This window comes from Sagittula sp. NFXS13 (assembly GCF_040148795.1).
Taxonomy (GTDB): Bacteria; Pseudomonadota; Alphaproteobacteria; order Rhodobacterales; family Rhodobacteraceae; genus Sagittula; species Sagittula marina.
Map to the genome: position 1 here is coordinate 1 of NZ_JAGEMH010000028.1, position 25664 is coordinate 25664.

A 25664-nucleotide genomic window follows, 5' to 3' on the forward strand; every position below is an offset into this window, starting at 1 on the left:
TCAGCGATGTGTTGTACGAAGGCCAGTTCCTGGTCTTGTACTTCGTAGGGGCCCAACTGCTCATGTCGCCCAGCTATCATGCCGGATTCACACAGTGAATCCCTGAAGCGATTTGTGCAACAAAGCCTTCCGACCCTCTCGTTTGCGCAAAACCAAGTCCATTGCAAAAATTCTTCCCGGACATTGAACGTATTTCCCCAAGAGAAGCCAAGTGCGCTGCTTCTTGCGATATAAAACATGATATTGAAACTATATTGGCAGTGTTTACGAGCTAGGCTGATGCGCAACTCATGACGCATGGCTGCTTCGGGGAAGCCCCACCGCGGCGTAGCCACACTCTCGGACCGCGACTCAGGGCCGCTTGACCTTTTCGGTCGAGCGGGTAACAATGTATTCGGCCTAGCGCGTAGGCCGGTGTGCCCGCCATGCGAAGCAAAGCAACGCGATTTCATTTTTTGGATACCATGCCGTTGGCAGGGTCCGATAAGCAGCGGGCACCTTTTCGGATCCAGTTCGGATATGGATCATGAAACCGACATACTACTTTAAGAAACTGAAAGAATTGTCCAAGCGCTACGCGCGAGCTCAACAGGTACCTCTCCACAAAGCGCGTGATACGGTTGCCGAAGTACTGGGCTTTTCACACTGGAACGACGTTACTAAGGCACAAAGAGCCGGTTGGACTCTAACAAAGGAGCAAATCTCTGCCGTTGAAAGGTTGCTCGTCGAAGCGCTGCCCGGCGATGAAGCTGGTGGACCTCGATTGGGGTCATTTATTGAAGACTCAGTCTTTGAGACAGATGTTCAACAAGGCACCATTGAAGGGCACGAATACTCTATCTCAGCTTCAATGGGCGACGTTCATATGCATGGGACAGGTTGGCACCTTTATGTGCCTGAAGCTCCAAGCGGGGAACCTCGTCTAGAGATCTCAAAACAGATTGTGCACGAGGCTCCAGTTTATGAAGCCGCATTTCAGCAAGAAGCGCTCGACATCGCAATCAAACGAGCGGAACAGGTTCGTGCGGGAATAGCATCAGATTGGCCAAGACGTTCTACAAAACCAGACAAAGACGGTCTCGTCCGTCATCCCTTAAACGGAGCCGTGTCGGAGAAGTGGTTCTGCTTGCATTGTGACACTTCGATAACTGGCGAACAGATTGCTAGGGGGCTTTGGCATTGCCCACGTTGTGACGCGTCTCCGCTCGATATCTTCGAAAGTCCCTGGTGGCTTGAAGAGCATGATACACAGCCAAAGCCATTTGTTGACAAAGAGAAGCAAGGGAGGCCCGAGCTGGTGGTCGATATTGCGGATACACGACTGAAACTGGAACTAGATGCCGAAAAGGTAACTTTACTGATGCGAAGTGCACTTGTTGAGGATGCTTCGAACGTTAGTGAGCGGTTGGGTGCTTTATTCGCCGATATCTTTGTTGATGATGACAATGATGTATGCATCACCTTTGATGAATACCTTTGGCCGGAGGGCAAGGAACCTATTTCAGCACTCGCAGTTGCGGCTCAACTCGGGATAAATGTTGATCAGGAACTCTGTCTGCGGGAGTTGCCCTTTGCTTGGCCCGGGTTGGATGAGCACACCAAAAGCACCGTAGAGTACACGGAAATGATGCTAAAAGCCTACGCCAGCCAACGGGCTCACAAAGATGTTGAATGAATAACGACCATTAAATTGTAGGTTGCGGGGAGTGTCTCCGCAACCTGCGACGTGTGAGTTCTATGATCTTTAGGTTTCGCAACTGTAGCCAATGTCCAGAATGCAGGCTGCCGCTGCAGCATTGGAGCTGCACAGTCAAAGGCAGCTCTGGGCCGTGACCGATGTCCGCTGCTGGCTGCCAAGTGTCTGCTCTGCAGCGACGCCGCATGTCTGCTTTATTTCCTAAAGTGTTGGTCGGCTGTTTGCTTCGCTTAAGATCCCATCCGGATCGGTTACTAAATTTACCTCCTCGCACCAAAGCCGTCGCAACCATTAATGCGGCTTGCTGGGAGCAATGGCATGGGAGGACATCGCAAAGTCCAGCCATCAGTTTGTTGCAGCGCGCAATCGCAGCTATCCGAACATGGCGAGCAGCGGAGCCTAGATGCCAGGATTTGCAACCGCATTTCCAAGAGCGCCGCCGATAGCTCCCTCAACGATGGTTTTAAGTGACTTACCTGCGGCCCTTACAATACCCTGATCGGGATCTTCGTCGACTATCTGCGCTTCAATGGTTGCTACGGCCTTATCAGCCCTCTGCCGCTGCGTAGTATCAAGGTTCAGGCTGTCGACATGCTGGCGGTAGAGGTCGATAACGGTACGCAAATCGTTAACAGTTGTCTGATATTGAATATTTTGAACACCATGACCACCTGCTTCAATATGCTGAAACGGCGAGTTTGTTGCCGAGCCTATATTGTAGGTTGTCCCACCGCTTTTAGCTGCTTTCGTGCGTGCAGATGCACGTAGGCGCGCCGTTGAAGACAGATCGACATGACTTAACGGGCCTGCTGGATTCAAGATATCACCAGCGCCTTCGAGGGCCTTTGCCGCATCAATCAGGCGATTGCGGTCCCATTCCGGCAGGTGCAGCATTTGCGCCCTGATTATCGAGGGCCGCATTCCTGTTGAGAGTTGGTATTCGTAAAGCGCATCAAGAAGAACTTCTTTGTCCTGCTCTACTGACATAACTTTACCCCCTTTTCTTTTCTCCCTTGATCATATTCGAGTTCAGAGCGGACTGGAAGCTTCCTGCCGCATCGAACGGCCGGAAGGTCCGCCCTGCCGACTTTGGGCCCTCGAATTTGCTGCAACAGGTGTCGAAAGGAAGCTTTAGAAAGCTGCGGCGCAGCGTTTGATTCTTCGGGCAACGGCGGCTCTGGGCCGTTCACGTCGGTAGACGCGAGGGGCGGGAAACGGACCCAAGCTGCGTCTGCGAAAGTACTGTGCCAGAATTGCAAAAGCGGCCATTCAAACCGTAGCAGACCGAAGTCCACATGCTGCGCTACGCACCAAAGTCGGCTGTGCGCAGAGCTATAGCGGGCTTTGCAAACTCTGTGATTAGACTAAATCCGCCGCAGCTTTTTGCTGCGGCGCCACCCGCAGGAGCTGACGTTCGCCGCAAGTGCAGCCTAGGGTCACAGGAGTCAATGGCGAGCGAATGCGGTAGTCGCCGGTGTGCTCAGGCGTCTGCCCGTGTGCCTCGGCTAGAAGGGTGGTGACTGTCAATCCGCGATAGCGCCCTTGGCACGGCTCCATGCCTACGCGCCCGAAGGCCTTGGACTGAGGCAGTCGGCGCGGGCATCGTCGCGGCGACTGCCTCAGTCACTTCTTCGCACCGGCAGCCCCACGGCTCATCCCGGGGCGACAGTTCCTGCGCGCAGGGCGGATACACGCGGGCCTGGGCTGTAGGCTGATCGTACCGTCTCTTGGCGATGCGAACACGAACCTTGCCCACCGTCGCGTCGGGCCACCCTCGATGAACTAATTGTCGTCTCCGCCCGCAATCAGGGGCGGCCGGGGCCCTTCATGGCAGCTACGTCCGAGGGCGTTGGTAACTTTATACCCGCGACCTACCTACTCGAACCCGAAAACCGGTTGGCCGGGCCCGCGGTCGCCGCGAACGTCATTACGGTCAGCTTGGTGGCGGGAAGAAGCCTTCACCACTGTGCCGTCGACCGGCGCAGTGGTCGACCGACAGCAGCACGGCGACCTTTTGATGCGCGAGAATGGCCGCCATCTCCTTGCGCGACATGTCCGTGGTCAGAAGGCGGCAGCGGTTCTTGCTGAACACGGTCGGAACACAGGCCTGATCGTCGATGAAAGCCCCACAAACTAGCGGAACAGCAGGTTGTCTTCCAGCTACCCCATCAGATGCCCCTCCGAGCGGGCCGAACACAGCATTTGCAGCGTTCTCGCCAAGGCGTCAGGCCGCAGCCGTCACCGGGCGAACAGCACGCCGGGGTTCATCCGGCCATCAGGGTCCAGCGCATGCTTGAGCGAGCGCATGATGCGCAACGACACCGGGTCGACCACTGCTGCGAATTCCTCGCATTTCAGCCGACCGATTCCGTGTTCCGCGCTCAGCGTGCCATCCAGGCGGATCGCCTCCTCGGCCAGGATTTCCGTCAGGGCCACCCAGTGCTCGCGGAAAGCGCCATGTGCCATCGTTTCGGGGCGCATCAGGTTGAAATGCACGTTGCCATCGCCCAGGTGCCCGAAGGGAACCGGGCGCACCCCCGGAAGAAAGCGGTCCACGGCGCGCCCCGCCGCCTCGAGATACTCGGGCACACGGCCGACCGGCACGGCGGTATCGCTTTTCAGACAGCTTTCATCGCGGATCAGGGCCTCGGCGATGGCTTCTCGCAACTTCCAGAACGCCATGCGCTGCGCTTCGTTCTGGGCCAGTAGGGCGTCCTGAATCAGCTCTGCTTCGAAAGCACCAGCCAGCCCATCTTCCAGCAACCCGCCCAGGTCCATCGCCTCCGAGGCAGTTTCGGCCTCGATAAGAACCGACCAGGCCCCCGGCTTTTCCAACGGGTCGCGCATCTTGGTATGGGCAAGCGCCGCGTCGAGCGCCCCGCGCGAGATCAGCTCGAAGGCGGCGACCGTGCCGCCCATCCTAGCCGACAGCGCGTGCAGCAGCTTCAGCGCCGCGGCGGGAGTCTTGACGCCAACAAAGGCCGTGGCGCGGGACACCGGAAGCGGGCGCAACTTGACCACCGCGCCGGTGATGATGCCAAGGCTGCCTTCGGCCCCGATAAAGAGCTGGCGCAGGTCATAGCCGGCGGTGTTCTTGCGCAGCGCCCGCAGCCCTTCCCACAGTGTACCATCGGGCAAGACCACCTCGAGCCCCAGCACCTGATCGCGCGCCACGCCGTAGCACAGCGCGTTGTTGCCGCCCGCATTGGTCGACAGGTTGCCGCCGATCTGGGACGACCCGACAGCGCCATGTGACAGCGGAAAATAGAACCCGGCCTCTTCCGCGCGGGCCCGCAGGTCGGCCAGAACCATGCCCGCATCGACCGTGGCGGTCGCGCTGTCGGCATCGAGATCGCGCAGGCGGTTCATCCGGCCCAGCGAAAGGATCACCGTCTTGTCCAGATCGACCGGCACCGCTGCCTGGGTCAGCCCGGTCAGGCCGCCCTGCGGCACCACCGACAGCCCCTCGGACTGGCACCAGCGCAGCGCCGCCTGAACCTCGGCGGTCGATCCCGGCCGCAGCACCGCGCGGGGCGGTGTGACGGTCGCACCCAGCGGGTCGTCCAGAAAGGCCACCATATCTTTGGGTGTGGTCAGCACGCCCTTCGCGCCCAGCATGTCGCGCAGAGTTTCCATCACGCGGCCTCCAGTTGGTTTTCGATTGCCGCGAGAACGCGTTCGTTTTCCTCCGCCGCACCGATGGTGATGCGCAGCGATCCATTGGCATCGGGCCAACCCAGCGCCTGCACCGCAATCCCCTGCCCGTGCAGCGCCTGCGCCAGAGCGGCAGCGGAACCGTTGAACCGCACGGTCAGGAAATTGGCGAAACTGGGAAGGACGGCAAACCCGAGCCGTTCCAGCCCCGCGCGCAGCTGTTCACGCCGGGCGACGGTTTCGGCCACCGCCGCACGCATGTACGCCGCGTCCTCGAAGGCCGCCCGGGCCGCGGCAAGCGAAGGCCGCGAAACGTTGAAGTTGTGCCGGATGCGGCTGAACCCGCGCTTCAGCCCCTCGTCCGAACACAGCGCATAGCCGACCCGCAGCCCGGCCATGCAATAGGCCTTGGAAAAGGTGCGTGTCACGACCCAGGGTCCGGTGCGGCTGCGCAGCAGTGTCAGGGTATCGGGCTCGTCGCCGCCGCAGGCGAACTCGAAATAGGCCTCGTCGATCACCAGAAGGCAGGTTGCGGGCACCTCGCGGATCGCGCGCTCAAGATCCGCTTCGCCCAGGATGTTTCCGGTCGGGTTGTTCGGCGTACACAGGTAGAACAGCCGCGTGCGGGGCGTGATCGCCGACAGCATCGCCGCGACGTCGTTGGCCCCGTCCGGGCGCAGCGGGACCTTGACGATGTGGGCGCCAGTCATCTGCACGCCCTTGCCGCAGGTCGGGAAGGTCGGGTCCGGCATCACCGCCTCGTCGCCGCGGTCCAACGAGACCTGCGCGCATTGCACCAGCAACTCGCCCGAGCCATTGCCGAACACGATTCGATCCGCCGCGATGCTGGTGCGGGCCGCAATTGTGCCTGCCAGCGCGACCGCGTGGTGATCGGGATAGCGGTGGCTGTCGGCCAAAGCCACTTGCGCCGCCGCCAGCGCCAGCGGCGAGGGCGACATCGGCGCTTCGTTCAGGTTCAGCCGCGCCAGATCGCCGGACGGGCGGTCGCCCGCCTCGGGCATCAACGGCAGGGCCGGAAAATCGATCGCCTCGACACTCGGGACAGGGATCGGATGCGGAATGCTTTGATCGGGCATGACAATGGGTCTTTCGGTAAGAAGAAAGGGAAAAACAGCACATGCAAGCGTGGCCCGGCCGGGGATCAGACCACGTTGCGTTCGCGATAGGTTTGCAGGAAGCTGCGCAGCCGCGCGTCGCTCGGCTCGGCGCCGAAAATCTCGCCCGGCGGGCGGCAGGTCACCAACCGGCCGCTTTCCAGAAATGCCACCCGGTCGGCGGCATGAGCTGCAAAGCCCATTTCATGGGTGACGACCACCATGGTCATGCCCTCTGCTGCCATGTCTTTCATCACGGTCAGCACCTCGCCCACCAGTTCCGGGTCCAGCGCCGAGGTCGGTTCATCAAACAGCATGATGTCGGGTTCCATCGCGATGGCACGTGCGATCGCCACCCGTTGTTGCTGCCCCCCCGACAGGCCCGAGGGAAAGTTCTCGGCCTTGTCCTTCAGGTTCACCTTGTCCAGCGCGTCCAGCGCGCGGGCGTTCGCGTCGTCTGCGGACAAACCTTTGACCTGCCGCAACGCCTCTGCCACGTTCTGACGGGCAGAGAAATGCGGCCAAAGGTTGAACTGCTGAAACACCATTCCGATGTGGTGGCGCTGGGCCCGCAAAGCTGCGGGCTTCAGCGGCTTGCGCGGGTCCGAGGTTCCGTCCTGCCAGCCGATCAAGGCGCCGTCCTTGCGCACTTCGCCCTTGTCGTAGTGTTCGAGGAAATTGAGGCAGCGCAGAAGCGTGCTTTTCCCGGAGCCGGACGGCCCGATGAGGCACAGCACCTCGGAGCGGTTCACATCCAAATCGATTGCGTCCAGCGCCTTGAAATTGCCGAACCATTTCGACATGCCGCGCACGGTCATGATCGGGTCAGAGGGTGAGGTTTCAGTCTGCGTCATGAGGACCGACATCCTTTCAAGTCGAAGAGGCGGCGCGCTTGAGATGCCGCGTGGCGCGGATCTCGATGCGGCGGCCAAGCTCGGCGGTCAGGACCACCAAAAACCAGTAGAACAGGGACAGAGCCAGGAAGGGCTCCACATAGGTGAAGGTCTCGGCCGCCATCGTCTGTGTCTGGAACAGCAGCTCAGGCACGGTGACGACCGACAGGATCGCCGTTTCCTTGCTGAGGATGATGACAAAGTTGGTCAGCGGCGCGGTGATCAGCACCAGCGTCTGCGGCAGCATGATCCGCCGCAGGATCGTGAATTCGCTGATCCCGATGGCGCGGGCCGCCTCGATCTGTCCGGGGGGGATCGCTTGGAACCCCGAGCGGAAAATCTCGGCGAAATACGGGCTGCCGTAGACGATGAAGCTGGCAATACCCGCCTGCACCGGCGTCAGCACCAGACCCATGTAGGGCCCGCCGTAATATAGCAGGAACAGCTGGATCATGAAGGGCGTGCCCCGGATCAGCTCGATATACGCGCCAAGCACCCAGCGCACCGGCGCCGCGGACCAGCGCATCAGGCAGGCGATGACGAAGCCAAGCACCGCGCCGCCTGCCGAGCCGATGATCCAGCACAACAACGTAATGCCAAAGCCCTTCAGCAGATCGGGCCCGTAGCGTAGGAAAAGATCGAATTCCATGGCGGCCTCTCAGGTCAGGGCCAGACGCCGTTCGGCGAAACGGCCGAGCTGCGACAGCGTGAAGTTGATGACAAAATATATCAGCGCTGCGGTGATATAGATTTCGAGCGGGCGGTAGGTCTGGCCGTTGATGTTCTGTGCCACGCGGGTCAGCTCGCCAATGCCGACGACGGACGCCAGCGAAGACACTTTGACCAGGAGGATCAATTCGTTGATCAAAGACGGCAGGCCGAGCCGCAACGCCTGCGGGATCAGAATGCGCTGCCATAGCGCGATGGGCGAGATACCCAGCGCCTCGGCCGCCTCGGTCTGCCCCGATGGGATCGACTGGAGCGCGCTGCGCTGAATTTCCGCGACATAGGCCGCCGAGCACATGCCGACCGCCAGGATCGCTGCGGGCATGGCGGGCAGGTCCAGCCCGATGCGCGGCAGCATGTAGTAGAACAGAAGCAGTTGCACCAGCAGCGGCACACCGCGAAAGGCGCTGATGTACAGCCCGCTCAGCGCGCGCAGAACCCGGCTGCTGCCGATCCGCGCGGCGCAGATGAAGGTGCCCAGCACGATCGCAAGCGCAATGCCGGTGATCGAGATCAGCAACGTAAAGCGCGCGGCACCTAGCATATAGGGCAGGTTGTGAAGGATGACGTCAAAAGAGAATTGCACCGCAATAAGTCCTGTCTCTGACCGGTGGCCCTTCCCGCGGGCGAGACCGCGGGAAGGGAAAGGCACAAGGGATCACTCGACCGCGGGCATCTCGGTCGGCAGCTCGGCGTTCGCCCCCAGCCACTTTTCATTGATCGCGGCCAGCATTCCGTCTTCGTGCAACTTCAGCAGCGCGGCATTGACGGCTTCAATCAGCGACGCAGTTTCGTCATCGCCACGCACCACCCAGCCGAAGTACTTCGGGTCACCGAACGGCGGTTCGACCAGCGCGAACAGCTCGGGGCGCTGCACGGCGGCATAGCCCATCAGCGGCATCGAGTTGGCAACCGCCTGGATACGCCCGGCGGCAAGGTCGGCCAGGGCTTCGTCGATGTTGACGTATTCACGCACCGTTGCCGGTTCGCCCAGCCCTTCAGAGAACGTCTTGAGCTGTTCGAGCTGTGCCGAGCCCTTCTGCCCCCCGACCGTCAGGCCCGCGATGTCCTCGGGCTTGATGATCGCGTCGTTGTCGACGCGCTTGGCCAGTGCCACGGTCGCGTTGCCGATTGGCAGGGTGAAATGATAGCGCGACATCCGCTCGGCCGTCATAGTGACAGGGGCATTCACGATGTCGAACTTGCCCGCTTCCAGCCCAGGCAGGATCGACGACCACGGAAGGTCGATATATTCCACCTTCACGCCAAGTTCCTTGGCGACCGCGTCGAACAGGTCGCGACCGATGCCTTGGTATTCGCCATCCTTCAGCATGTCGAAAGGGGCATAGTGCATTTCGGTCGCGGCAGTGATGGTGCCCCGCTCGCGAATATCGGCCAGCAGGTCGGCCTGGGCAGGGGCTGCCTGCAACAGGCCGACAGCCGCCGTCATGGCCAGCGTTGCGGCTGTGATGATCGCTTTCATGTTCTCTCTCCTTGTTGGTTTTTTTTCGTTGATCTTCTGGTTTGGTCGTCAGTTCCCGAGGATCGAAGGAAGCCTAAGACCCTTTTCCCGTGCGCAATCCACGGCAATCTCGTATCCCGCGTCGGCATGACGCCAAACGCCAGAGGCGGGATCGTTCCAAAGTACACGTTCGAGGCGTTTTGCGGCCTCTTGCGTACCATCTGCGCAGATCACGACACCGGCGTGCTGGCTGAAGCCCATCCCGACACCGCCGCCGTGGTGCAGGCTGACCCAGGTCGCGCCGCTGGCGGTATTGACCAGCGCGTTCAGCAGCGGCCAGTCGCTGACCGCGTCCGAGCCATCCTTCATCGCCTCGGTTTCACGGTTGGGCGATGCCACCGAGCCGCTGTCGAGGTGATCGCGCCCGATCACCACCGGCGCCTTCAGTTCGCCATTGGCGACCATTTCGTTGAAGGCCAGTCCGGCGCGGTGCCTTTCGTCCAGCCCGATCCAGCAGATCCGCGCGGGCAGACCCTGGAACGCGATCCGGTCGCGGGCCATATCCAGCCAGTTGTGCAGATGAGTGTTGTCGGGGAACAGTTCCTTCATCTTCTGGTCGGTCTTGTAGATGTCCTCGGGATCACCCGACAGCGCCACCCAACGGAACGGCCCGACGCCCCGGCAGAACAGCGGCCGGATATAGGCCGGCACGAAGCCGGGGAAGGCAAAGGCGTTTTCAAGACCCTCTTCCAGCGCGACCTGACGGATGTTGTTCCCGTAATCCAGCGTCGGCACACCTGCGTTCCAGAAATCGACCATCGCGGAGACATGCACCTTCATGCTGGCCCGCGCAGCTTTCTCGACAGCCTTCGGATCGCTTTCGCGCTTTTCGCGCCATTCTGCCATCGTCCAGCCCTGCGGCAGGTAGCCGTTGATCGGATCGTGGGCGCTGGTCTGGTCGGTCACAATGTCGGGGCGCACGCCGCGCTTGTAGAGCTCGGGGAAGATATCGGCGGCGTTGCCCAGCAGCGCGACGGATTTCGCTTCGCCCGCCTTGGTCCAACGCGCGATCATTTCGAGCGCCTCGTCAAGGCTGTCGGTTTTCTCGTCCACATAGCGGGTGCGCAGGCGGAAATCGACGCTCTCAGGGTTGCACTCGACCGCCAGACAGCAGGCCCCGGCCATCACGGCGGCCAGGGGCTGCGCGCCGCCCATGCCTCCAAGGCCGCCGGTCAGGACCCATTTGCCTGTCAGGTTGCCGTCGTAGTGCTGGCGCCCTGCTTCGGCGAAGGTCTCGTAGGTGCCCTGAACGATGCCCTGGCTGCCGATGTAGATCCACGACCCCGCGGTCATCTGGCCGTACATGGCCAGCCCCTTGCGATCTAGTTCGTTGAAATGTTCCCAAGTGGCCCAATGCGGCACCAGGTTCGAGTTGGCGATCAGCACGCGCGGGGCATCCTCGTGGGTGCGGACCACGGCAACGGGCCGGCCCGATTGCACCACCAGCGTCTCGTCTGATTCCAGCGTTTTCAGCGTCGCGACGATCTGATCGAAGTCTTGCCAAGTGCGGGCTGCACGCCCGATCCCGCCATAAACCACCAGTTCGTGCGGGTTTTCGGCCACGTCCGGGTGCAGATTGTTCATCAGCATCCGTAGCGGCGCCTCGGTCATCCAGCTTTTCGCGTTCAGTTCGGCGCCGGTCGGGGGAAAGATGTCGCGAGTGTTCTTGCGCGGATCGGTCATGAGGTGCCTTGCAGGTTCGGGGCCAGATCGGCCAGTTGTGTCAGGATGTCTTTTAGGTGGACGCGCAGCGGCGCGGCGCGATCCTCGTCGTAGCCGAATGGCAGGGTTTCCTGCGCCAGGTGGGTGGCCTGGGCCAACTCCATCTGAATGGCGTGAAACCCCTCTTGCGGGCGGCCGTAGTGGCGGGTGGTCCAGCCCCCCTTGAAACGCCCGTTCAGCACATGGGTATAGCCCTGTGCCGCGACGCAGACCGATGTGGTCGCGGCCTCGATCCGGGGATCGCAAGTGGCGCCGTTGTTCGTCCCGATGTTGAAATCCGGCAGGATACCTGCGAACAGGAACGGGATATGCGACCGGATCGAGTGGCAATCATACAGGATTGCAACCCCGTGCCGCGCCCGTACGCGCCCCATCTCGGCCATCAGCGCCGCATGATAAGGCGCGTGATAGGCCAGCCTGCGCCGTTCGATCTCGTCGGCATCGGGGGCGGTGCTCCAGATCGGCTCGCCATCGAAGTCGCTCAGCGGCACCAGCCCGGTGGTGTTCTGCCCGGGATAGAGGCTTTCGCCGGACGGGTCGCGGTTGGCGTCGATGGCATAGCGGTGAAACGTCGCTCGCACCGTCGTCGCACCGGGCAGGAGCCCGTCATAGAGCCGATGGATGTGCCAGTCGGTGTCGGTCAGCGCGCGCCCCCGCGCATTCAGCGCCGAGAGGATGTCTTCGGGCAGCCATGTTCCGGTGTGCGGCAGGCCCAGCACCACGGGGCTGTCACCCCGATGCACCTCGACCGGGGTCATTGCGCCAGCTCCGGCAGGGCCACGCCGGAGGCCGCGACACAGCCCCCCTCGCCGACGAAGCGCGCGGCCCGTTCCAGGTCCGGGGCCAGGTAGCGGTCCGTGGTCATGGTCGCGACCTCGGCACGCAGGGCCGCGATCACCTTGGCAAGCGGGGCGCTGGTCTCGAGCGGCGCACGAAACTCGACGCCCTGCGCGGCGCAGAGCAGCTCCACCCCGAGGATGCGGTTGAGGTTCTCCACCATCCGCGACAGGCGGCGCGCGCCATGGGCGGCCATGCTGACGTGATCTTCCTGGTTGGCGCTGGTCGGCGTGCTGTCGGTGACGCAGGGGTTGGCCAGGTGCTTGTTCTCGCTCATCAGCGCAGCGGTTGTGACCTCGGCGATCATGAAGCCCGAGCTGAGGCCGGGATTCGGCGTCAGGAAGGGCGGAAGATGAAAGCTTAGCGCCGGGTCGACCATCAGGGCAATGCGCCGCTGGGCGATAGCGCCGATTTCGGACAGGGCCAGCGCAATCATGTCGGCGGCAAAGCCGACCGGCTCGGCATGGAAATTCCCGCCCGAGACGATCATCCCTGCCTCGGTCAGCACCAGCGGATTATCGGTCGCGGCGTTCGCCTCGGTTTCAAGCGTGCCGGCGGCCATGCGCAGAATGTCGAGCGCCGCGCCTGTGACTTGGGGCTGGCAACGGATGCAATAGGGATCCTGCACCCGCAGGTCATCGTCGCGGTGGCTGTCGCGGATCGCCGAGCCGTCCAACAGCTCCCGCAGCGCGGCAGCGGCGTCGATCTGGCCGGAATGGCCGCGCAGGCTGTGGATTTCGGGCTGGAATGGCGCGGTCGAGCCCATCACCGCATCGGTGGACAGCGCCGATGTCACCAGTGCGGCCTGCGCCGCGCGCCAGCCGCCGAACAGACCGGCCAGCGCAAAGGCGGTCGAGAACTGGGTGCCGTTGATCAACGCCAGCCCCTCTTTCGCGCCCAGTACGACCGGCGTCAGTCCAGCCGCCGCCAGTGCTTTCCCACCGGGCATCACCGTACCATCGCATTCGGCCTCACCCTCGCCCATCATCACGGCGGCCATATGCGCCAGCGGAGCCAGATCACCAGAGGCGCCGACCGAGCCTTGCGCCGGGATCACCGGGGTGACGCCCTGCGCCAGCATGGCCTCGATCAGACTGACGAGGTCGAGCCGCACGCCCGAGGCGCCGCGCCCGAGGCTGAGCAGTTTCAGCGCCATCATAAGCCGCGCGACCGGGCGGGGAATCGCCTCGCCCACGCCACAGCAATGGCTCAGGATCAGGTTGCGTTGCAGGGTCGCGGTGTCCTTGGGCTCGATCTTCACCGAGGCGAGTTTGCCAAAGCCGGTGTTCACGCCGTAGACGGCGGCATTGCCGGCTGCCGCTGATGCGATGCGCCGGGCCGCCTCTTCCATTGCCGGGTGACAGGCGGGATCAAGCGCCACGGAACATTCGTCCCAGTATATTTGGGCAAGGTCGGCCAGCGTGGCCTTGCCGGGCGTAAGGATCAGGTGTTGCACAGGGTGCCTCCGAAAATGCGGCTGTGAAGTGGGTTGAAACCGATGCGATACGCCAGCTCCGCTGGGTGGGCGACGGACCAGACCGCAAGATCGGCCCGCATCCCCGGCGCGATCATGCCGCGATCCCTCAACCCTAGCGCGCGCGCAGCATGCGCCGTTGCCCCGCGCAGCGCCTCTTCCGGGGTCATGCGGAACAGGGTGCACCCCATGTTCATCGTCAGCAACAGCGACGCGAGCGGCGAGGAACCGGGGTTGCAATCTGTGGCCAGCGCCATCGGCACGCCGTGTTCGCGAAACAGGTCGATGGGCGGCATCTGCGTCTCGCGCAGCGTATAGAAGGCGCCCGGCAGCAGCACCGCCACCGTTCCCGCCTGCGCCATTTCCGCGACGCCGGTGGCGTCGAGGTATTCGACATGATCCGCCGAGAGCGCACCGTAAGACGCGGCAAGCTGCGCCCCGCCCAGGTTCGACAGCTGTTCGGCATGCAGTTTCACCGGCAGGCCAAGCTCGCGCGCCACGTCGAACACGCGGGCGATCTGATCGGGCAGGAAGGCGATGCCCTCGCAGAACCCGTCGACCGCATCGACCAGCCCTTCTGCATGGGCCTCGCGCAGGGTGGGGATGCAGATCTCGTCGATATAGGCATCCGCGCGACCGGCGAACTCAGCCGGGATCGCGTGCGCACCCAGAAAGCTGGTACGTACCGTCACCAGGCGCAGCTGCGCGATCCGGCGCGCCACACGCAGCATGGTCAGCTCGGTTTCGCGGTCCAGCCCGTAACCGGATTTGATTTCCAGCGTCGTCACCCCTTCGGCGATCAACGCATCCACGCGCGTCAGCGCCTCTTCAAGAAGGGTCTCGGGCGTGGCCGTCCGCGTCGCGCCAACGGTTGACACGATACCGCCCCCTGCCCGCGCCACCTCTTCATAGCTGGCGCCATGAAGCCGCATTTCGAATTCGCGAGCGCGGTTACCGCCAAACACGATATGGCTGTGGCAATCGATCAGGCCGGGTGTCATCAGCCGCCCGCCGAAGCCGGTGCTAGCAAGGCCGGCGTATCGGGTGGGCAGATCGGCTTCGGGGCCGACCCAGACCACCTGCCCGTCCTCGACCACGAGAGCCGCCCGCTCGATCAGACCGTAGGGCGAGTCGCCGTAAGAGGTCGCAATGGTGAGATCGGTGAAAATATGACTAGCAGCGTTCATAATATCCTCGGCGTCACTATTCATATTTATTTGTATGCAATTTTGTTATTATGTCTAGTCATATTGTCGAGAAAAGGAGCCGAGATGGCCATTTTTGCGAAAAACGCCTTACTTTCAGATGGTTGGGCAAATGATGTACGAATCGAAACAGATAGCACCCGGATCGCCACCCTGCGAATCGGCAGCAAAAGTGCCCCCGGCGACACTTTGGTCGATACGCTGCTGCCCGCGCTGTCGAACTTGCACAGCCATAGCTTTCAGCGCGCGATGGCTGGAATGACCGAGTATCGGGCCAGTCAACGCGACAGTTTCTGGAGCTGGCGCGAGCTCATGTACCGCTTCGTCGACCGCCTGACCCCCGAGCAGATTGAAGCGATCGCGGCGCTGACGTTCCTTGAAATGCAGGAAGCGGGTTATGCCGCCGTGGCCGAGTTCCACTATGTTCATCACCAGCCCGACGGGCGCGCCTATGACGACAAGGCCGAGCTGTCGGCCCGGATCTGCGCGGCGGCGGGGCATACCGGCATCGGCCTGACGCTGCTGCCTGTGCTCTACAGCTATGGCGGGGCGGGTCAGACCCAACTGGCAGGCGGCCAACTGCGGTTCGGCAACACGCCCGAAGCCTATCTTGCGCTGATCGACGCGGCCCTCACGCATCTGTCGGACCTGCCCGGTGACGCCGGCCTTGGCATCGCACCGCATTCGCTGCGCGCCACCTGCCCCGACGAGCTGGCGCAGGTGCTGGCCGCGCGGCCAGCGGGGCCGGTGCATATCCATGTCGCCGAGCAGGTGAAAGAGGTTGAGGACGTCAGCGCCTGGCTTGGCCAGCGCCCGGTCGAGTGGCTGCTGGATCATACCGACGTCGGGCCGGACTGGTGCCTGATCCATGCCACCCACATGACCGACGCGGAAACCCGCGCGATGGCCGCAAGCGGCGCCGTGGCCGGCCTGTGCCCGATCACCGAAGCCAACCTGGGTGACGGCGCGTTCAACGGCGCGACCTACCTCGAGGCAGGCGGCGCCTTTGGCGTCGGCTCCGATTCGAATGTGCGGATTTCGCTCACCGAAGAACTTCGTACCCTGGAATATTCGCAGCGCCTGCGCGACGTGGCTCGCAACGTGCTGGCAAGCGACGCCCTGAGCACCGGCGCCACGCTCTATCAGGGTGCCTCGACCGGCGGTGCCCGCGCGCTCGCCCGCGACTCGGGGCGGATCGAAACCGGGGCGCTGGCCGATCTGGTGGCCATCGACAGCGCCACCCCGGCGCTGTGCGCGCTCGGCAATGACCGGCTGCTTGACGGCCTCGTCTTTGCGGCGGCCGACACCGCCGTGACAGATCTGTGGAGCGCAGGCCGCCACCAAGTCCGCGGCGGTCGCCACATCGCGCGCGACACTATCGAAAAGAACTATCGTCAGGCGATGACCGCACTGATGGCAGCGCTCTAGCGCAGCCAGACACCGCTACCCGCCCTGCGACAGCGAGATCAGCAATATGCTGCCGCCATCGGCCAGGGTCAGGGTGGCGGCCTCGCCCTCCAGCAGGACGGTATCGCCCGCATCGAAAGGAGCACGGTTCAGATGGAACCCCTCGGCCAGGCCAAAGACCACACGCAGCGGGGCCTGCGCGTCAGGGACAAGGGGGCCTTCGAACGGGCCCTCCAACACGCTGACCTCGGCGTGCACCCGGCCCGATTCATACATCAGGTTCAGATCGCGCAGCGGACCGTTCGGCAACCGGGCCGAGACAGGCAAACCGCCATCGAAGGTCAGCGGCGCATGCAGCGCCGCAACCAGTGTCTCGCTGGGGGTGTCCAGCATCATCGGCCCTCCCCGGATCACGGTGAGCACTCGCGTCAGGCCCGCGAAATCGGAAAACGGCCCTTCCGAGCCCACATCCGCGATGCTGAGGCGCCACAGCAGGCCGCCATCATCTTCGGCCCGCGCCACCTCGCGCGTGATGCCTCCACCATTGCGCCAAGGTGTTTCTTTCGTTTCGGTAAATCTGATAGACTTCATTCGTGGCCTTTTGAGTGGGATTTTCACCGTCGAGCCCGATAGTAATCGCAGACATAACAATAATAAACATAGGAAATAACTGTGGCAAATCTGACCTATCGCGACGTGAAAGCGGAAATCCTGCGACGCATCCGCGCCGACATCTGGCCACCCGGAATGCTGTTGCCGGGCGAAGTCGACATCGCCACGGAAATGGGCTGCGCTCGCGCCACGGTGAATCGCGCCATGCGCGAACTGTCGGACGAAGGCGTGATCGACAGGCGCCGCAAGGCAGGCACCCGCGTCAACACCGCGCCCACCCGCCAGGTAAAGTTCCAGATTCCAGTGGTGCGGCGCGAGATCGAGGCAACGGGTGCCGAATACCGCTATGCGCTGGCCTCGCAAGACATCGTGCCCGCACCCGACTGGCTGCGCGCGCGCCTTGCGCTGAAACCGGACACGCGACTGCTGCACCTTGAATGTATGCACTATTCCAACGGCCAGCCCTTCCAGTTCGAAGACCGCTGGATCAACCTGTCGACGGTACCGTCGGCCGAAGAGGTGAACTGGTCGGTCGAAATGCCCAACGAATGGCTGATCCGCACGTTGCCCTTCACGGATGCGGAATTGCGGTTCTCGGCCACCTCGGCGGACGAAAAGCTAAGCCGCTTTCTGCTGGTGCCGCCCGCAGCGTCGATCTTTACCATCGAGCGCTCGACGTGGCTCGACCTTGACGCGGTGACGACCGCGCGCCTGTTCTTCGGCCCTGGCTACCAGATGGTCGCGCGCTATTGAGGCCCAGCGGCGACAGGCGCGGTGATCGTCCGCGCTGATCGTCCTCCTTTGTGGATCATCGCAGACCCACCTTGGCACATTGATGCCGTCGGGGAGCGGTCACATCATCAGAGCCCGGACACGTCCATTTCTCGGACTCGGCTGGAGGTGTCGAGATACGCTTCGATAAGCAGTCCTGTGGGATATTTCTTCCAAATATCCGGCGCCTCTCAAGCGCCTGATCCCAGCGACGTCGACCTTGAGATATCTGGCTGTTTCTTCTGCGCTGAGGCCCTCGATGAGCTCGACGAGTGCCCTATGGGATAGGAAATCCCAATCAACTTCAAGGAATTGCAGACCAAGCCCTTGCCTCGACAGCGCTTGCCGTCAAGCGTCCCCTGCACCCACAGGTCAATGATTTACACAATAGAGACCTGCTTTAAGTGAACCACCCCGGTTTTCCCGTAGGCTGATTACGCTGTTTCACGCGACTTTATCGAACGTGTTGCACTTTCCATAGAACTTCTCCTCTGAGGCGAATGTCAGCAATGGGCCGGAACCGACGTCAGTTATTTGGGAAAGGCCCAGACAACCCGTCTCGAGCTCATAGCATACAGTAAACGTCAAATGGCCGCCCAACGCAGATACGAACCTCCGCAACGGCCGGATCGGACATCTCGCACTCGCGGTTGCCGATCTCGACGCTGCCATGGCGGATCTCCAGGACCGACAGGTGGAGATCGTGGCGCCGCCGCGCGACGTTGCCGACGGCAGCGGATCGCGTTTTGCCTTTATCCACGACAACGAGAGCATGCCGTGGAGCTGTTCCAGCCGGGATGAGGTCGGGTCCTTTAACAGGCTGCTGAAGAAGTCGGGCTCGAAGGACGTTGTTCCTTTCGCCGCGATTTTCAGGCGGTCTTCTACGGCATCGACGCCGGGTCTGGGTTGCCTTGTTCGTCACGCTGCCAGGAGTTTCGGCAGCCTTGCGAGGTTGCAAGCCGACATGGTCATCGTGAACTGCGCGCGGACCCTGTCTGGGCCGCGGTGAAAGGTCTTGGCCATCCCGCCCACGGTCTTGGCCCAGCCGAAGGGTTCCTCGATCTTCTTCCGGCACATTTGGGACAAGGCGTAGCCGGGACGGTGGGTGGTCCGCCCGTCGATGGCGGAATGTCGGGCCTTCTGCGCGACATGTGGTGTCACGACCATGCGCCTGAGCGCGGCGACGAAGTCGGCGCTGTCGGATCCCTTGTCGGCCCCGAGCGTCAGGCGCCGGGTCGAGCCCGGTGAGTGGCGATTGATCATCTCGAGCGCCGCCTTGCGCTCGCCATGACCGTCGGCGTGGGTCAGGTCCGCCTGCACAACCAGGCCGTTGCGGTTCTCCATCAGCGTATGGCCCATGAAGCACAGCATCGCCGCGGCGCCCGGCACCTGCTTGTAGAGACGGGCATCGGGGTCCGTCACCGACGCATGGGTCACGTTCGAGCGCTTCTCGCCCCGGAAGTTCACTTCGGCGTTGCGGGGCGTGTCGGGCATCGGCTGGGTCTGTGTCTGCTGGTCGGTGTCTGCGGGGAGCTCTTGGATTGATGGCGGCGGGCCGCCGGGATCGTCGTCGTGATCGGGTGGAGGGCTGTCCTTCGGCTGAAAACTCTTCATGGACTCCCAGGCCTTGACCAGGGTGCCGTCGACCGAGAAATGCTCGTCCGACAGCAGTGGCTTGACCTGAGGGTGCTCGAGGATACCGGCCATGACCTTGTGCGATATGTCGTTCGTCAGCAGCCGGTCGCGGTTCTTGCTGAACACCGTGGGGACCCAGACCGGGTCGTCAATCCCGAGCCCGAAGAACCACCGGAACAGCAGGTTGTAGTTCATCTGCTGCATCAACTGCCGCTCCGAGCGGATCGAGAACAGGATCTGGAGAAGGCTCGCCCGGATCAGGCGCTCCGGCGCGATGGAGGGGCGGCCGAAGTCGGTGTATAGCACGTCGTTCACGATCTGCCGGATCTCGCGAAGCGGATGACCCGCTGGGACCCGCTCCTCAAGGTCCACATAGCTGAACAGCGATCCGCTCGCTTCGTCCGTCCCACGCATCGTCACCCTCACCGCCGCTGCCGTGCCGGAAGTGAATCATGTTCTCGAAACCGCGTCGAGACCGGCCTTTTTCAGCAGCCTGCTAAGGTATAGCAGTGCATCTCAAATTGATCAGTTTGGCGTGCAACAATTTGAAGATGCAGGCTTCTGGTTATGGCTGATCTTTAGTTCATGCAATCGGTTCAACAGGCCATCTATGGGTATTGCCAACTTGCTGACGCCTTTGGACGTTTTTAGCCTATCGCTATGAAAATTCCAACAGAGATGCCGCGCCTGAAAGGCCATCGTTTCCCCCGCGAAGTCGTGGGCTATGCCGTCTGGCTCTGTCATCGTGGCGCGCTCAGTGCAGCCGATGTGGAGGATCTTCTGGCTGAACCTGGTTTAACCGTCAGCCGGGAAAACGTGCGCAAATGGGTGAACCCATTTGGCTGACATTTCGCCGATTGCATCAAGCGTGACCGCCCCGCCGTTGCAGACAAATGGCATCTTGATGAAGTTGTGGTATCGATCAACGGTGTCAAAGCCTGGTTGTGGTGAGCAGTGGATGCAAACGGCGACCCGCTCGATATCCTTGTACAGCTGCTCCGAAATGCCAAAGCCGTCAGGCATTTCCCTGCCCGGCTGATCGCCCTGCTTTGACAAAGCTTGTGTCGTCGTGACAGACGAATTGCGCAGCTATATCAAGCCGATCTAGGCTCTTTCGCCTGAAGCTGATCATCGGGTGCACAAAGGTCTCACTAATCGCATCGATGGGTCACACCGACGAACCTGAAAGCGAGAGAAGGTCATGGGTCGGTTCAAGTCGGTCCGGCAAGCGCAGAGGTTCCTCGCTGCTCAAGATCAGATCAACACAATCTTCAGACCCCGCCGTTACCGCCTCTTACCGCCACGCAAGATCCGACGCCTTCGACCTGTGGCACGACTATGCGCTCGAAATGGCCGCCTTACACAAACACCCTTAGCGGTCGTCTTATGCCGCCGTCGATAATTTGGCTATCCCGCCTGCCCCCCCTTGCTGAGTGATCAAGTTTACCAGTCAAGTCGGGCGAAATGAATTTAGTACGCAAGTATATGAAAAAATTCGATGATCTGCTATCCCGACCAGAACGCTCCTGAGTTGGAATAAAGTCTTGGAATCAATGCTCGCCCTGCTTGCCTGTGTCCTGATCGCAATCCCGGTCGCCGTGATCTATCTGCTGATTTCGAACGCTGGTCTGAAACGTCGCGTTGTCAATTTGGAAACGCTGCTCGCAAGGGGTGCGACTGCGGAGGCGCAGAAGCAAGACGCGGAGTCGGTGTCTGCCGCGCCCCTCGCACCAGTCGGGCCATGGGACGCATCGAGCGCGATGGACCAATCAAGGCAAGCGGTTCCCAAGCCCATAGCGGCCACCACTATGACCGCCTCCAATACCACGAAAGATGACGCCTCATTGCCGCCCGCCAGCCCCCCAAAAGCTGTGGTGTTGAGTGACGAAAGGCTTAGGGCGCTCATCGCCTGGATCACACAGAACTGGTTCTATGCGATTTCCGCTGTCTCTCTGGCGCTCGCGGGCATTTTCCTTGTCCTCTATGGAGTCGAACAGGGGATGCTGCCACCAGGCGTGCGTATTCTGGCCTCCTTCGGCTTTGGGGCTGCGCTGACCGCAGCCGGCGAATATATCCGCCGCCGATTTGGCGATAGTGAGGAGAGCAGCACCGCCTATCTGCCCTCGACATTTTCCGGTGCTGGCATCGTGACCCTCTTCGGTGCCGTGCTGGCCGCCCGCATACTCTACGGCTTTATCGGCCCCGAGGTCGCATTGCTGGGCATGGCATTGGTTGGTGCGCTTGCCTTGGTTCTAGGCTGGTTCTACGGCCCGCTTCTGGCGGCGGTCGGTGTCATCGGTGCGATGCTGGCGCCCTTCATCATCGGCGGCGCGACAGATGATCCGTCATTTCTGCTGATCTATTTCGGTGTCACGGCCATTCTCGGTCTGGCGATAGATACCATCCGTCGGTGGGCCTGGGTCTCCGTACTCTCGCTGATGCTCGGCTTTGTCACTGGGTTTCTGCTGGTGCTGGGGGCCGGGTGGACAGTGCAGGCCGCTTTCATCCTCTATTGCGGTGCCCTCGTGGTTGCCGCAATCGCCATTCCCGTGCGCAGTCTTGTGCCAGACCACATGGGCGCTCCGCTGGGCCTGTCGATCTTTGCGCGGACCAAGGGCGATCCATGGCCGGAATTTCCAACACGGCTGGCCGGTGGCGCGATACTTGCAGCCAGCCTGCTGATCGCTGTGACGGCCTTCGGAACGTCTCGCGGCGATGTGTTCTGGAGCGCGGTTGTCGTGCTGTCGGTCCTTGTCCTCGCAGTGCTGGTCTGGGCGCGCAATGCGCCGGCCCTCGTCGATCTCAGCCTACTGCCGGCCGTCGCCCTGGTTGCGGTTGTGGCGACGGCCCCGCGCATCTGGTGGCGCGTTGCCAGCACCGGGCAGCAACCGGAAGCCAGCCTGCCGTTGACCGCGAGCATCGTTGTGGCGATCGGCCTGATGCTTTCAGGTGTCGCGGCGTGGCGCTCCCTGAGGGGCGGCCCGGGCTCACTTTTTCTAGCCCTCGGTGCAGCCATCCTTGCCCCCGCAGTCGCCGTCGCAATGGAAGTGGTCTGGCACCCCGTAACCACCCTCGGCGTCTACGGCTGGGCCTTGCACGCGATGGTCATCGGTGCCGCCATGGTTTTCATGGCCGAGCGGTTTGCCCATGCAGATGGCCCGGACGCGAGAGAGCGCGTTTCCTTCGCGGTGCTGTCTGCGCTCGCCTGCCTGGCTTTTGGCGTGCTCATCCTGTTCAGCACGGCGGCCTTGACCTCAGCCATAGCCATGACGGTCGTCGTGGCCGCTTGGCTGGACCGCAGATTCAACTTGCCCCTTATGGGGCTGTATCTTCTGGCGGGCGTGGCGACGATTGGCTACCGCTTGGTTGTGGATCCGGGGATCGACTGGGCCTTGCAGGCGCCACTGGCCGAAATGCTGCTGTCGCATGGCGGGGCTGTTGTGGCCTTTGCGCTATCTTGGCGCCTGATCGAGGCTCCCCGTCGCCCCCGGTCCGGCATTCTGTTGGAAAGCGCTGTTTTCTCGTCCTCCGCCATCCTGCTGTCGCTGCTGCTGTTCCGTACAATCGTGCTTTTCTCAGGGCAGGCTGGAACGGGCACCCATTGGTCGTTCGGCCTGTCTGCCACTATCTGGATCGCTCTGGGTACAGCGCAGCTTTATCGCTTTGAACGAGGCGGGATACATATGCGGGTCCGAACTTTTCTGGGCGGGCTCTTCCTGCTGCTGGGCGGAGCCCAGCTAGCCTTTGCGGTCACCGAGCTGAACCCTCTGATCAACAGCTTTGACAACCTTGTTCTGGGACCACGCCTGATCAACACGCTTCTCCCCGCTTACCTCCTGCCTGCTGTGACGCTCGCCCTCGGGGCATGGTGGCTGCCCTCCATGCTCCGCCATGTTCGGATTGGGTTCGGCGTGCTTGCTCTGGCTTTGTCGGCAGTGTGGCTGGGTCTGACGATCCGGCACTTCTGGCGCGGTGCGATGGGGATGGAGCTACCCGGACTCAATCAAGGTGAACTTTACAGCTACACCGTCGCTCTTTTGGTCCTCGGAGCAGGCATTTTTTACCAATCCCTCGCGAGACGGGACGCCTTGCTGCGCAAGGCCGGTCTGCTCGTCATCGGTGTGGCGATTGCGAAAGTGTTCATTCTGGACATCAATGGCCTTGGTGGCCTAACCCGTGTCTTCGCGCTGCTGTTTCTCGGCCTCGCTCTGGCCGGGCTGGCCTGGCTCAATCGGTGGGCGGAAACACGGGGCGCGCGATAGGATTGGAATAGCACAGATGTCCGGCAGGGTGAAAGAGATCCCTGAGGCGCGCCTCTTGCCAGGCTCAGGGTCTCGTCTCCTTGCCTCCAACAGCTTTCCCCCTGAGCGTTTCCGCGGGCGTCCTCCATTCAAGGTACCTGCGGGGCGTTATGTCGGGCCGGCAGATACCTCTCATGACGTCATCCCTTCAACCTGATTTCGCGCTTGCGGGAAAGACATCGCCCGCCAGTCACGAAGGTTGGAAACCTCGACATCGGTGCCTTGTCACCTCCGCGCTTTTAAACTTCATCGACCGCGGGTTTACCTAAAGTCTTCAATTGGTGGGGCGCCACATCCGGTTCCGCCCATGCCCGGTCACCCCACAAATAAGGCCTCGCATTTCCATCCACGCCAGGCTGCGCTGGACGGCAGCGCGGCTGGCATCCGTCCGCAGAGCTGACCTTGAAGTGCCAGAGCATGCTGCATGATGCCACCGGTGGCCGGTTTCGGGTAACTGCGCCGCAGCGGAGACTGACCTGAGAATTTCGGCAATGGGCCGAAATAAGCCTGACAGCCGATTGTGGGCTCTCCAGAAGATTCAACACGGTTTAGGAAGGGGTTCGATCCGCGCGAGCAATCTGGAGCACGCGAAATCGCTTCTGGCCCGTGACGATTTCAATTTGGTTGAAGTGCCTTATGACTTTGGGTTTCCGCCCTGCGCATCCGGGCCTCGTACATGTGAAGAAATTCAGTGGCGTTGCATATGAGCGCAACGAATTAGCGTGTGGTGAGCCGAGCTCCGGTCTCATGTGTATTTTGCAGGCGCGGCGAAGGGTCGCTGAGTACATGATCCGCCCAAGCGTGCATCATCGGGCGGCGCTGCTCCAGCTGGTCGGTTCTGTGATAGGCTGCTTCGGTTGCGTTCTTGATGGTGTGCGCCAGCGCGCGTTCTGCGAGGTCACGGGCTTAACCATTCTCCGAAGCCCAGTCTCTAAAGCTGGAGCGAAAGCCATGTGCTGTTGCAACTCGCTCCGGGACATCGCTTTGGATATTTCGATCACGCAACAATTTTGTCAGCGTCATGTCGCTAAGCGGTTTGTCCCCTCGGTGGCTGAATACCAGCGCACCGCCTGGCGAACGGGTCCTGCGGCGCTCAATGACTTTAACAGCCTGCATAGCGAGCGGAACACGGTGCTGCCGTTTGGCTTTCATACGCGCGCCCGGGACAGTCCAAACACCAGCTTCAAGGTCGAATTCCTCCCATGATGCGCCGCGCACCTCACCAGAACGGGAGGCGGTCAAGATCAGGAACAGCAGGGCATCGCGACCGGCGCTCCAGAGTTCATCCGGAAACAACCTCGGAATCACGGTTGGTAGGTCGCGCCACGGCACCGCAGGATGATGCGCAACGCGCTCTGCCTTGCTTGGCTGTTTGGGGAGCAGCGCGTCGACGGCAAAGACTGGGTTTGTGTCCGACCATCGCTGTGCCACACAATAGTTCATCACACGGGTGCAGCGCTGACGGACGCGCGATGCGGTCTCTGCCTTGGTCAGCCAGATCGGTGCCAGAGCCGTGGCGAAATCGGCTGTGGTCAGCTGGTCAACGGGCGTCTGGCCAATGTCTGGAAAGATGTAGCTTTCTAGCGTCGAAAGCCATTGAGCGCGATGCTTGTCATTATTGTAGCTGTTTTCGATAGCGGCAAATGTTTGCCTTGCGGCAAATTCAAATGTCGGCACCTTCGGTTCCGCGACTGATGCTTGTGCTTTGGCGTCGCGCTGGGCGATAGGGTCCAGCCCTTGCGCGATCTGTTCGCGAGCAGCAAGCGCAGCCGACCGTGCCTGTGAGATGCTGACCCCGGGATATTTGCCTAAGCCCATATCCCGTCGCTTGGTGGTCTCGGGAGAGGTGAAACGGAGGTAGAATTTGCCTTGGCCGTTCCGAGTGCCCACTTTGAACCAGAGGCCGGGCGCGCCTCCCACTGCAAGCGGCTTCTCACCGGTTTTGACCTTCCTAAGCTTCGTATCTGTCAGGGCTTTGTTGCACAAATCGAAGTCTGGCCGAACTTCCCCCTTCCCCGGACGGAGTTACCCCACGGGCTCTGTGACAGGCATGCCAAGAGCGGTGTAGCGGTTAAGCACAGCGACACGCACCTG

20 protein-coding genes and 2 pseudogenes are annotated in these 25664 nt (G+C 61.9%); 6 read left to right on the top strand and 16 right to left on the bottom strand.

Annotation, left to right across the window (positions count from 1 at the left end; translation table 11 throughout):
• Positions 1–526 precede the first annotated feature (526 nt).
• Positions 527–1675 carry a P-loop NTPase family protein gene (locus J4E08_RS23440; protein WP_349540574.1) on the top strand — a complete coding sequence of 383 codons (1149 nt, stop codon included), beginning with the start codon at positions 527–529 and terminating at the stop codon, positions 1673–1675.
• Between the two features lie 420 nt (positions 1676–2095).
• Here the strand turns inward: J4E08_RS23440 and J4E08_RS23445 are convergent, their stop codons facing one another.
• The 13 genes and pseudogenes from J4E08_RS23445 to hutI all read right to left on the bottom strand — a co-directional run bounded on the left by J4E08_RS23445 (position 2096) and on the right by hutI (position 14826).
• A complete protein-coding gene (locus J4E08_RS23445; protein WP_349540575.1) occupies positions 2096–2683 on the bottom strand; it encodes a hypothetical protein in 588 nt (195 codons plus the stop codon).
• Between the two features lie 372 nt (positions 2684–3055).
• On the bottom strand, positions 3056–3253 hold the full coding sequence (locus tag J4E08_RS23450; RefSeq protein ID WP_349540576.1) for a hypothetical protein: 198 nt from the start codon (positions 3251–3253) through the stop codon (positions 3056–3058).
• 396 nt (positions 3254–3649) lie between these two features.
• A pseudogene (locus J4E08_RS23455) lies at positions 3650–3931 on the bottom strand (transposase); the annotation flags it as partial.
• 3 nt (positions 3932–3934) lie between these two features.
• The gene (locus J4E08_RS23460; protein WP_349540577.1) at positions 3935–5332 is read right to left on the bottom strand and encodes an FAD-binding oxidoreductase; all 1398 of its coding nucleotides are present in this window, start codon (positions 5330–5332) and stop codon (positions 3935–3937) included.
• Complete coding sequence (locus J4E08_RS23465; RefSeq protein WP_349540578.1) at positions 5332–6447, bottom strand: pyridoxal phosphate-dependent aminotransferase; 1116 nt, start codon at positions 6445–6447, stop codon at positions 5332–5334. The genes J4E08_RS23460 and J4E08_RS23465 overlap by 1 nt, the downstream gene beginning before the upstream one ends.
• A gap of 65 nt (positions 6448–6512) precedes the next feature.
• Positions 6513–7319 carry an amino acid ABC transporter ATP-binding protein gene (locus J4E08_RS23470; RefSeq protein WP_349540579.1) on the bottom strand — a complete coding sequence of 269 codons (807 nt, stop codon included), beginning with the start codon at positions 7317–7319 and terminating at the stop codon, positions 6513–6515.
• 16 nt (positions 7320–7335) lie between these two features.
• Positions 7336–8007 carry an amino acid ABC transporter permease gene (locus J4E08_RS23475; protein ID WP_349540580.1) on the bottom strand — a complete coding sequence of 224 codons (672 nt, stop codon included), beginning with the start codon at positions 8005–8007 and terminating at the stop codon, positions 7336–7338.
• A 9-nt stretch (positions 8008–8016) separates the two neighbouring features.
• Entirely contained in the window at positions 8017–8670 is a 654-nt protein-coding gene (locus tag J4E08_RS23480) for an amino acid ABC transporter permease (protein ID WP_349540581.1), read from the bottom strand.
• Positions 8671–8742: 72 nt separating this feature from the next.
• The gene (locus J4E08_RS23485; RefSeq protein WP_349540582.1) at positions 8743–9567 is read right to left on the bottom strand and encodes a transporter substrate-binding domain-containing protein; all 825 of its coding nucleotides are present in this window, start codon (positions 9565–9567) and stop codon (positions 8743–8745) included.
• A 48-nt stretch (positions 9568–9615) separates the two neighbouring features.
• Positions 9616–11289 carry a urocanate hydratase gene (gene hutU, locus J4E08_RS23490; RefSeq protein ID WP_349540583.1) on the bottom strand — a complete coding sequence of 558 codons (1674 nt, stop codon included), beginning with the start codon at positions 11287–11289 and terminating at the stop codon, positions 9616–9618.
• Positions 11286–12086: an N-formylglutamate deformylase gene (gene hutG, locus J4E08_RS23495; RefSeq protein WP_349540584.1), complete on the bottom strand. Its 801-nt coding sequence runs from the start codon at positions 12084–12086 to the stop codon at positions 11286–11288. Before hutG ends, hutU begins: the two co-directional genes overlap by 4 nt.
• Complete coding sequence (gene hutH, locus J4E08_RS23500) at positions 12083–13621, bottom strand: histidine ammonia-lyase (protein WP_349540585.1); 1539 nt, start codon at positions 13619–13621, stop codon at positions 12083–12085. Before hutH ends, hutG begins: the two co-directional genes overlap by 4 nt.
• Complete coding sequence (gene hutI / locus J4E08_RS23505; RefSeq protein ID WP_349540586.1) at positions 13609–14826, bottom strand: imidazolonepropionase; 1218 nt, start codon at positions 14824–14826, stop codon at positions 13609–13611. The genes hutH and hutI overlap by 13 nt, the downstream gene beginning before the upstream one ends.
• An 84-nt stretch (positions 14827–14910) precedes the next feature.
• Here hutI and J4E08_RS23510 point away from each other — a divergent pair, with 84 nt between their 5' ends.
• A complete protein-coding gene (locus tag J4E08_RS23510; protein ID WP_349540587.1) occupies positions 14911–16272 on the top strand; it encodes a formimidoylglutamate deiminase in 1362 nt (453 codons plus the stop codon).
• Between the two features lie 15 nt (positions 16273–16287).
• On the opposite strand, the gene J4E08_RS23515 is transcribed toward J4E08_RS23510, so the two are convergent.
• Positions 16288–16842: a HutD/Ves family protein gene (locus tag J4E08_RS23515; protein ID WP_349540588.1), complete on the bottom strand. Its 555-nt coding sequence runs from the start codon at positions 16840–16842 to the stop codon at positions 16288–16290.
• An 81-nt stretch (positions 16843–16923) separates the two neighbouring features.
• Here J4E08_RS23515 and hutC point away from each other — a divergent pair, with 81 nt between their 5' ends.
• On the top strand, positions 16924–17616 hold the full coding sequence (gene hutC, locus J4E08_RS23520) for a histidine utilization transcriptional repressor HutC (protein WP_349540589.1): 693 nt from the start codon (positions 16924–16926) through the stop codon (positions 17614–17616).
• A 688-nt stretch (positions 17617–18304) separates the two neighbouring features.
• A complete protein-coding gene (locus tag J4E08_RS24635; protein WP_502949312.1) occupies positions 18305–18643 on the top strand; it encodes a hypothetical protein in 339 nt (112 codons plus the stop codon).
• Here the strand turns inward: J4E08_RS24635 and J4E08_RS23525 are convergent.
• Positions 18553–19683 (bottom strand): IS5 family transposase, encoded by a 1131-nt coding sequence (locus J4E08_RS23525; protein ID WP_349540590.1) that lies wholly within the window; start codon positions 19681–19683, stop codon positions 18553–18555. The genes J4E08_RS24635 and J4E08_RS23525 overlap by 91 nt on opposite strands.
• 246 nt (positions 19684–19929) lie before the next feature.
• Between J4E08_RS23525 and J4E08_RS23530 the strand changes: the two are divergent.
• A pseudogene (locus J4E08_RS23530) lies at positions 19930–20645 on the top strand (IS6 family transposase).
• A 177-nt stretch (positions 20646–20822) separates the two neighbouring features.
• Positions 20823–23531 (top strand): DUF2339 domain-containing protein, encoded by a 2709-nt coding sequence (locus J4E08_RS23535; RefSeq protein ID WP_349540591.1) that lies wholly within the window; start codon positions 20823–20825, stop codon positions 23529–23531.
• 945 nt (positions 23532–24476) lie between these two features.
• On the opposite strand, the gene J4E08_RS23540 is transcribed toward J4E08_RS23535, so the two are convergent.
• On the bottom strand, positions 24477–25556 hold the full coding sequence (locus J4E08_RS23540; RefSeq protein WP_349540592.1) for a tyrosine-type recombinase/integrase: 1080 nt from the start codon (positions 25554–25556) through the stop codon (positions 24477–24479).
• Positions 25557–25664 lie beyond the last annotated feature (108 nt).

Bases quoted from the DNA above. Each gene is read 5' to 3' on its own strand.
- J4E08_RS23440 (WP_349540574.1), top strand. From the start codon at position 527: ATGAAACCGACATACTACTTTAAGAAACTGAAAGAATTGTCCAAGCGC.
- J4E08_RS23445 (WP_349540575.1), bottom strand. From the start codon at position 2,683: ATGTCAGTAGAGCAGGACAAAGAAGTTCTTCTTGATGCGCTTTACGAA.
- J4E08_RS23450 (WP_349540576.1), bottom strand. From the start codon at position 3,253: ATGGAGCCGTGCCAAGGGCGCTATCGCGGATTGACAGTCACCACCCTT.
- J4E08_RS23460 (WP_349540577.1), bottom strand. From the start codon at position 5,332: ATGGAAACTCTGCGCGACATGCTGGGCGCGAAGGGCGTGCTGACCACA.
- J4E08_RS23465 (WP_349540578.1), bottom strand. From the start codon at position 6,447: ATGCCCGATCAAAGCATTCCGCATCCGATCCCTGTCCCGAGTGTCGAG.
- J4E08_RS23470 (WP_349540579.1), bottom strand. From the start codon at position 7,319: ATGACGCAGACTGAAACCTCACCCTCTGACCCGATCATGACCGTGCGC.
- J4E08_RS23475 (WP_349540580.1), bottom strand. From the start codon at position 8,007: ATGGAATTCGATCTTTTCCTACGCTACGGGCCCGATCTGCTGAAGGGC.
- J4E08_RS23485 (WP_349540582.1), bottom strand. From the start codon at position 9,567: ATGAAAGCGATCATCACAGCCGCAACGCTGGCCATGACGGCGGCTGTC.
- hutU (WP_349540583.1), bottom strand. From the start codon at position 11,289: ATGACCGATCCGCGCAAGAACACTCGCGACATCTTTCCCCCGACCGGC.
- hutG (WP_349540584.1), bottom strand. From the start codon at position 12,086: ATGACCCCGGTCGAGGTGCATCGGGGTGACAGCCCCGTGGTGCTGGGC.
- hutI (WP_349540586.1), bottom strand. From the start codon at position 14,826: ATGAACGCTGCTAGTCATATTTTCACCGATCTCACCATTGCGACCTCT.
- J4E08_RS23510 (WP_349540587.1), top strand. From the start codon at position 14,911: ATGGCCATTTTTGCGAAAAACGCCTTACTTTCAGATGGTTGGGCAAAT.
- J4E08_RS23515 (WP_349540588.1), bottom strand. From the start codon at position 16,842: ATGAAGTCTATCAGATTTACCGAAACGAAAGAAACACCTTGGCGCAAT.
- J4E08_RS24635 (WP_502949312.1), top strand. From the start codon at position 18,305: ATGGCGGATCTCCAGGACCGACAGGTGGAGATCGTGGCGCCGCCGCGC.
- J4E08_RS23525 (WP_349540590.1), bottom strand. From the start codon at position 19,683: ATGCGTGGGACGGACGAAGCGAGCGGATCGCTGTTCAGCTATGTGGAC.
- J4E08_RS23535 (WP_349540591.1), top strand. From the start codon at position 20,823: ATGCTCGCCCTGCTTGCCTGTGTCCTGATCGCAATCCCGGTCGCCGTG.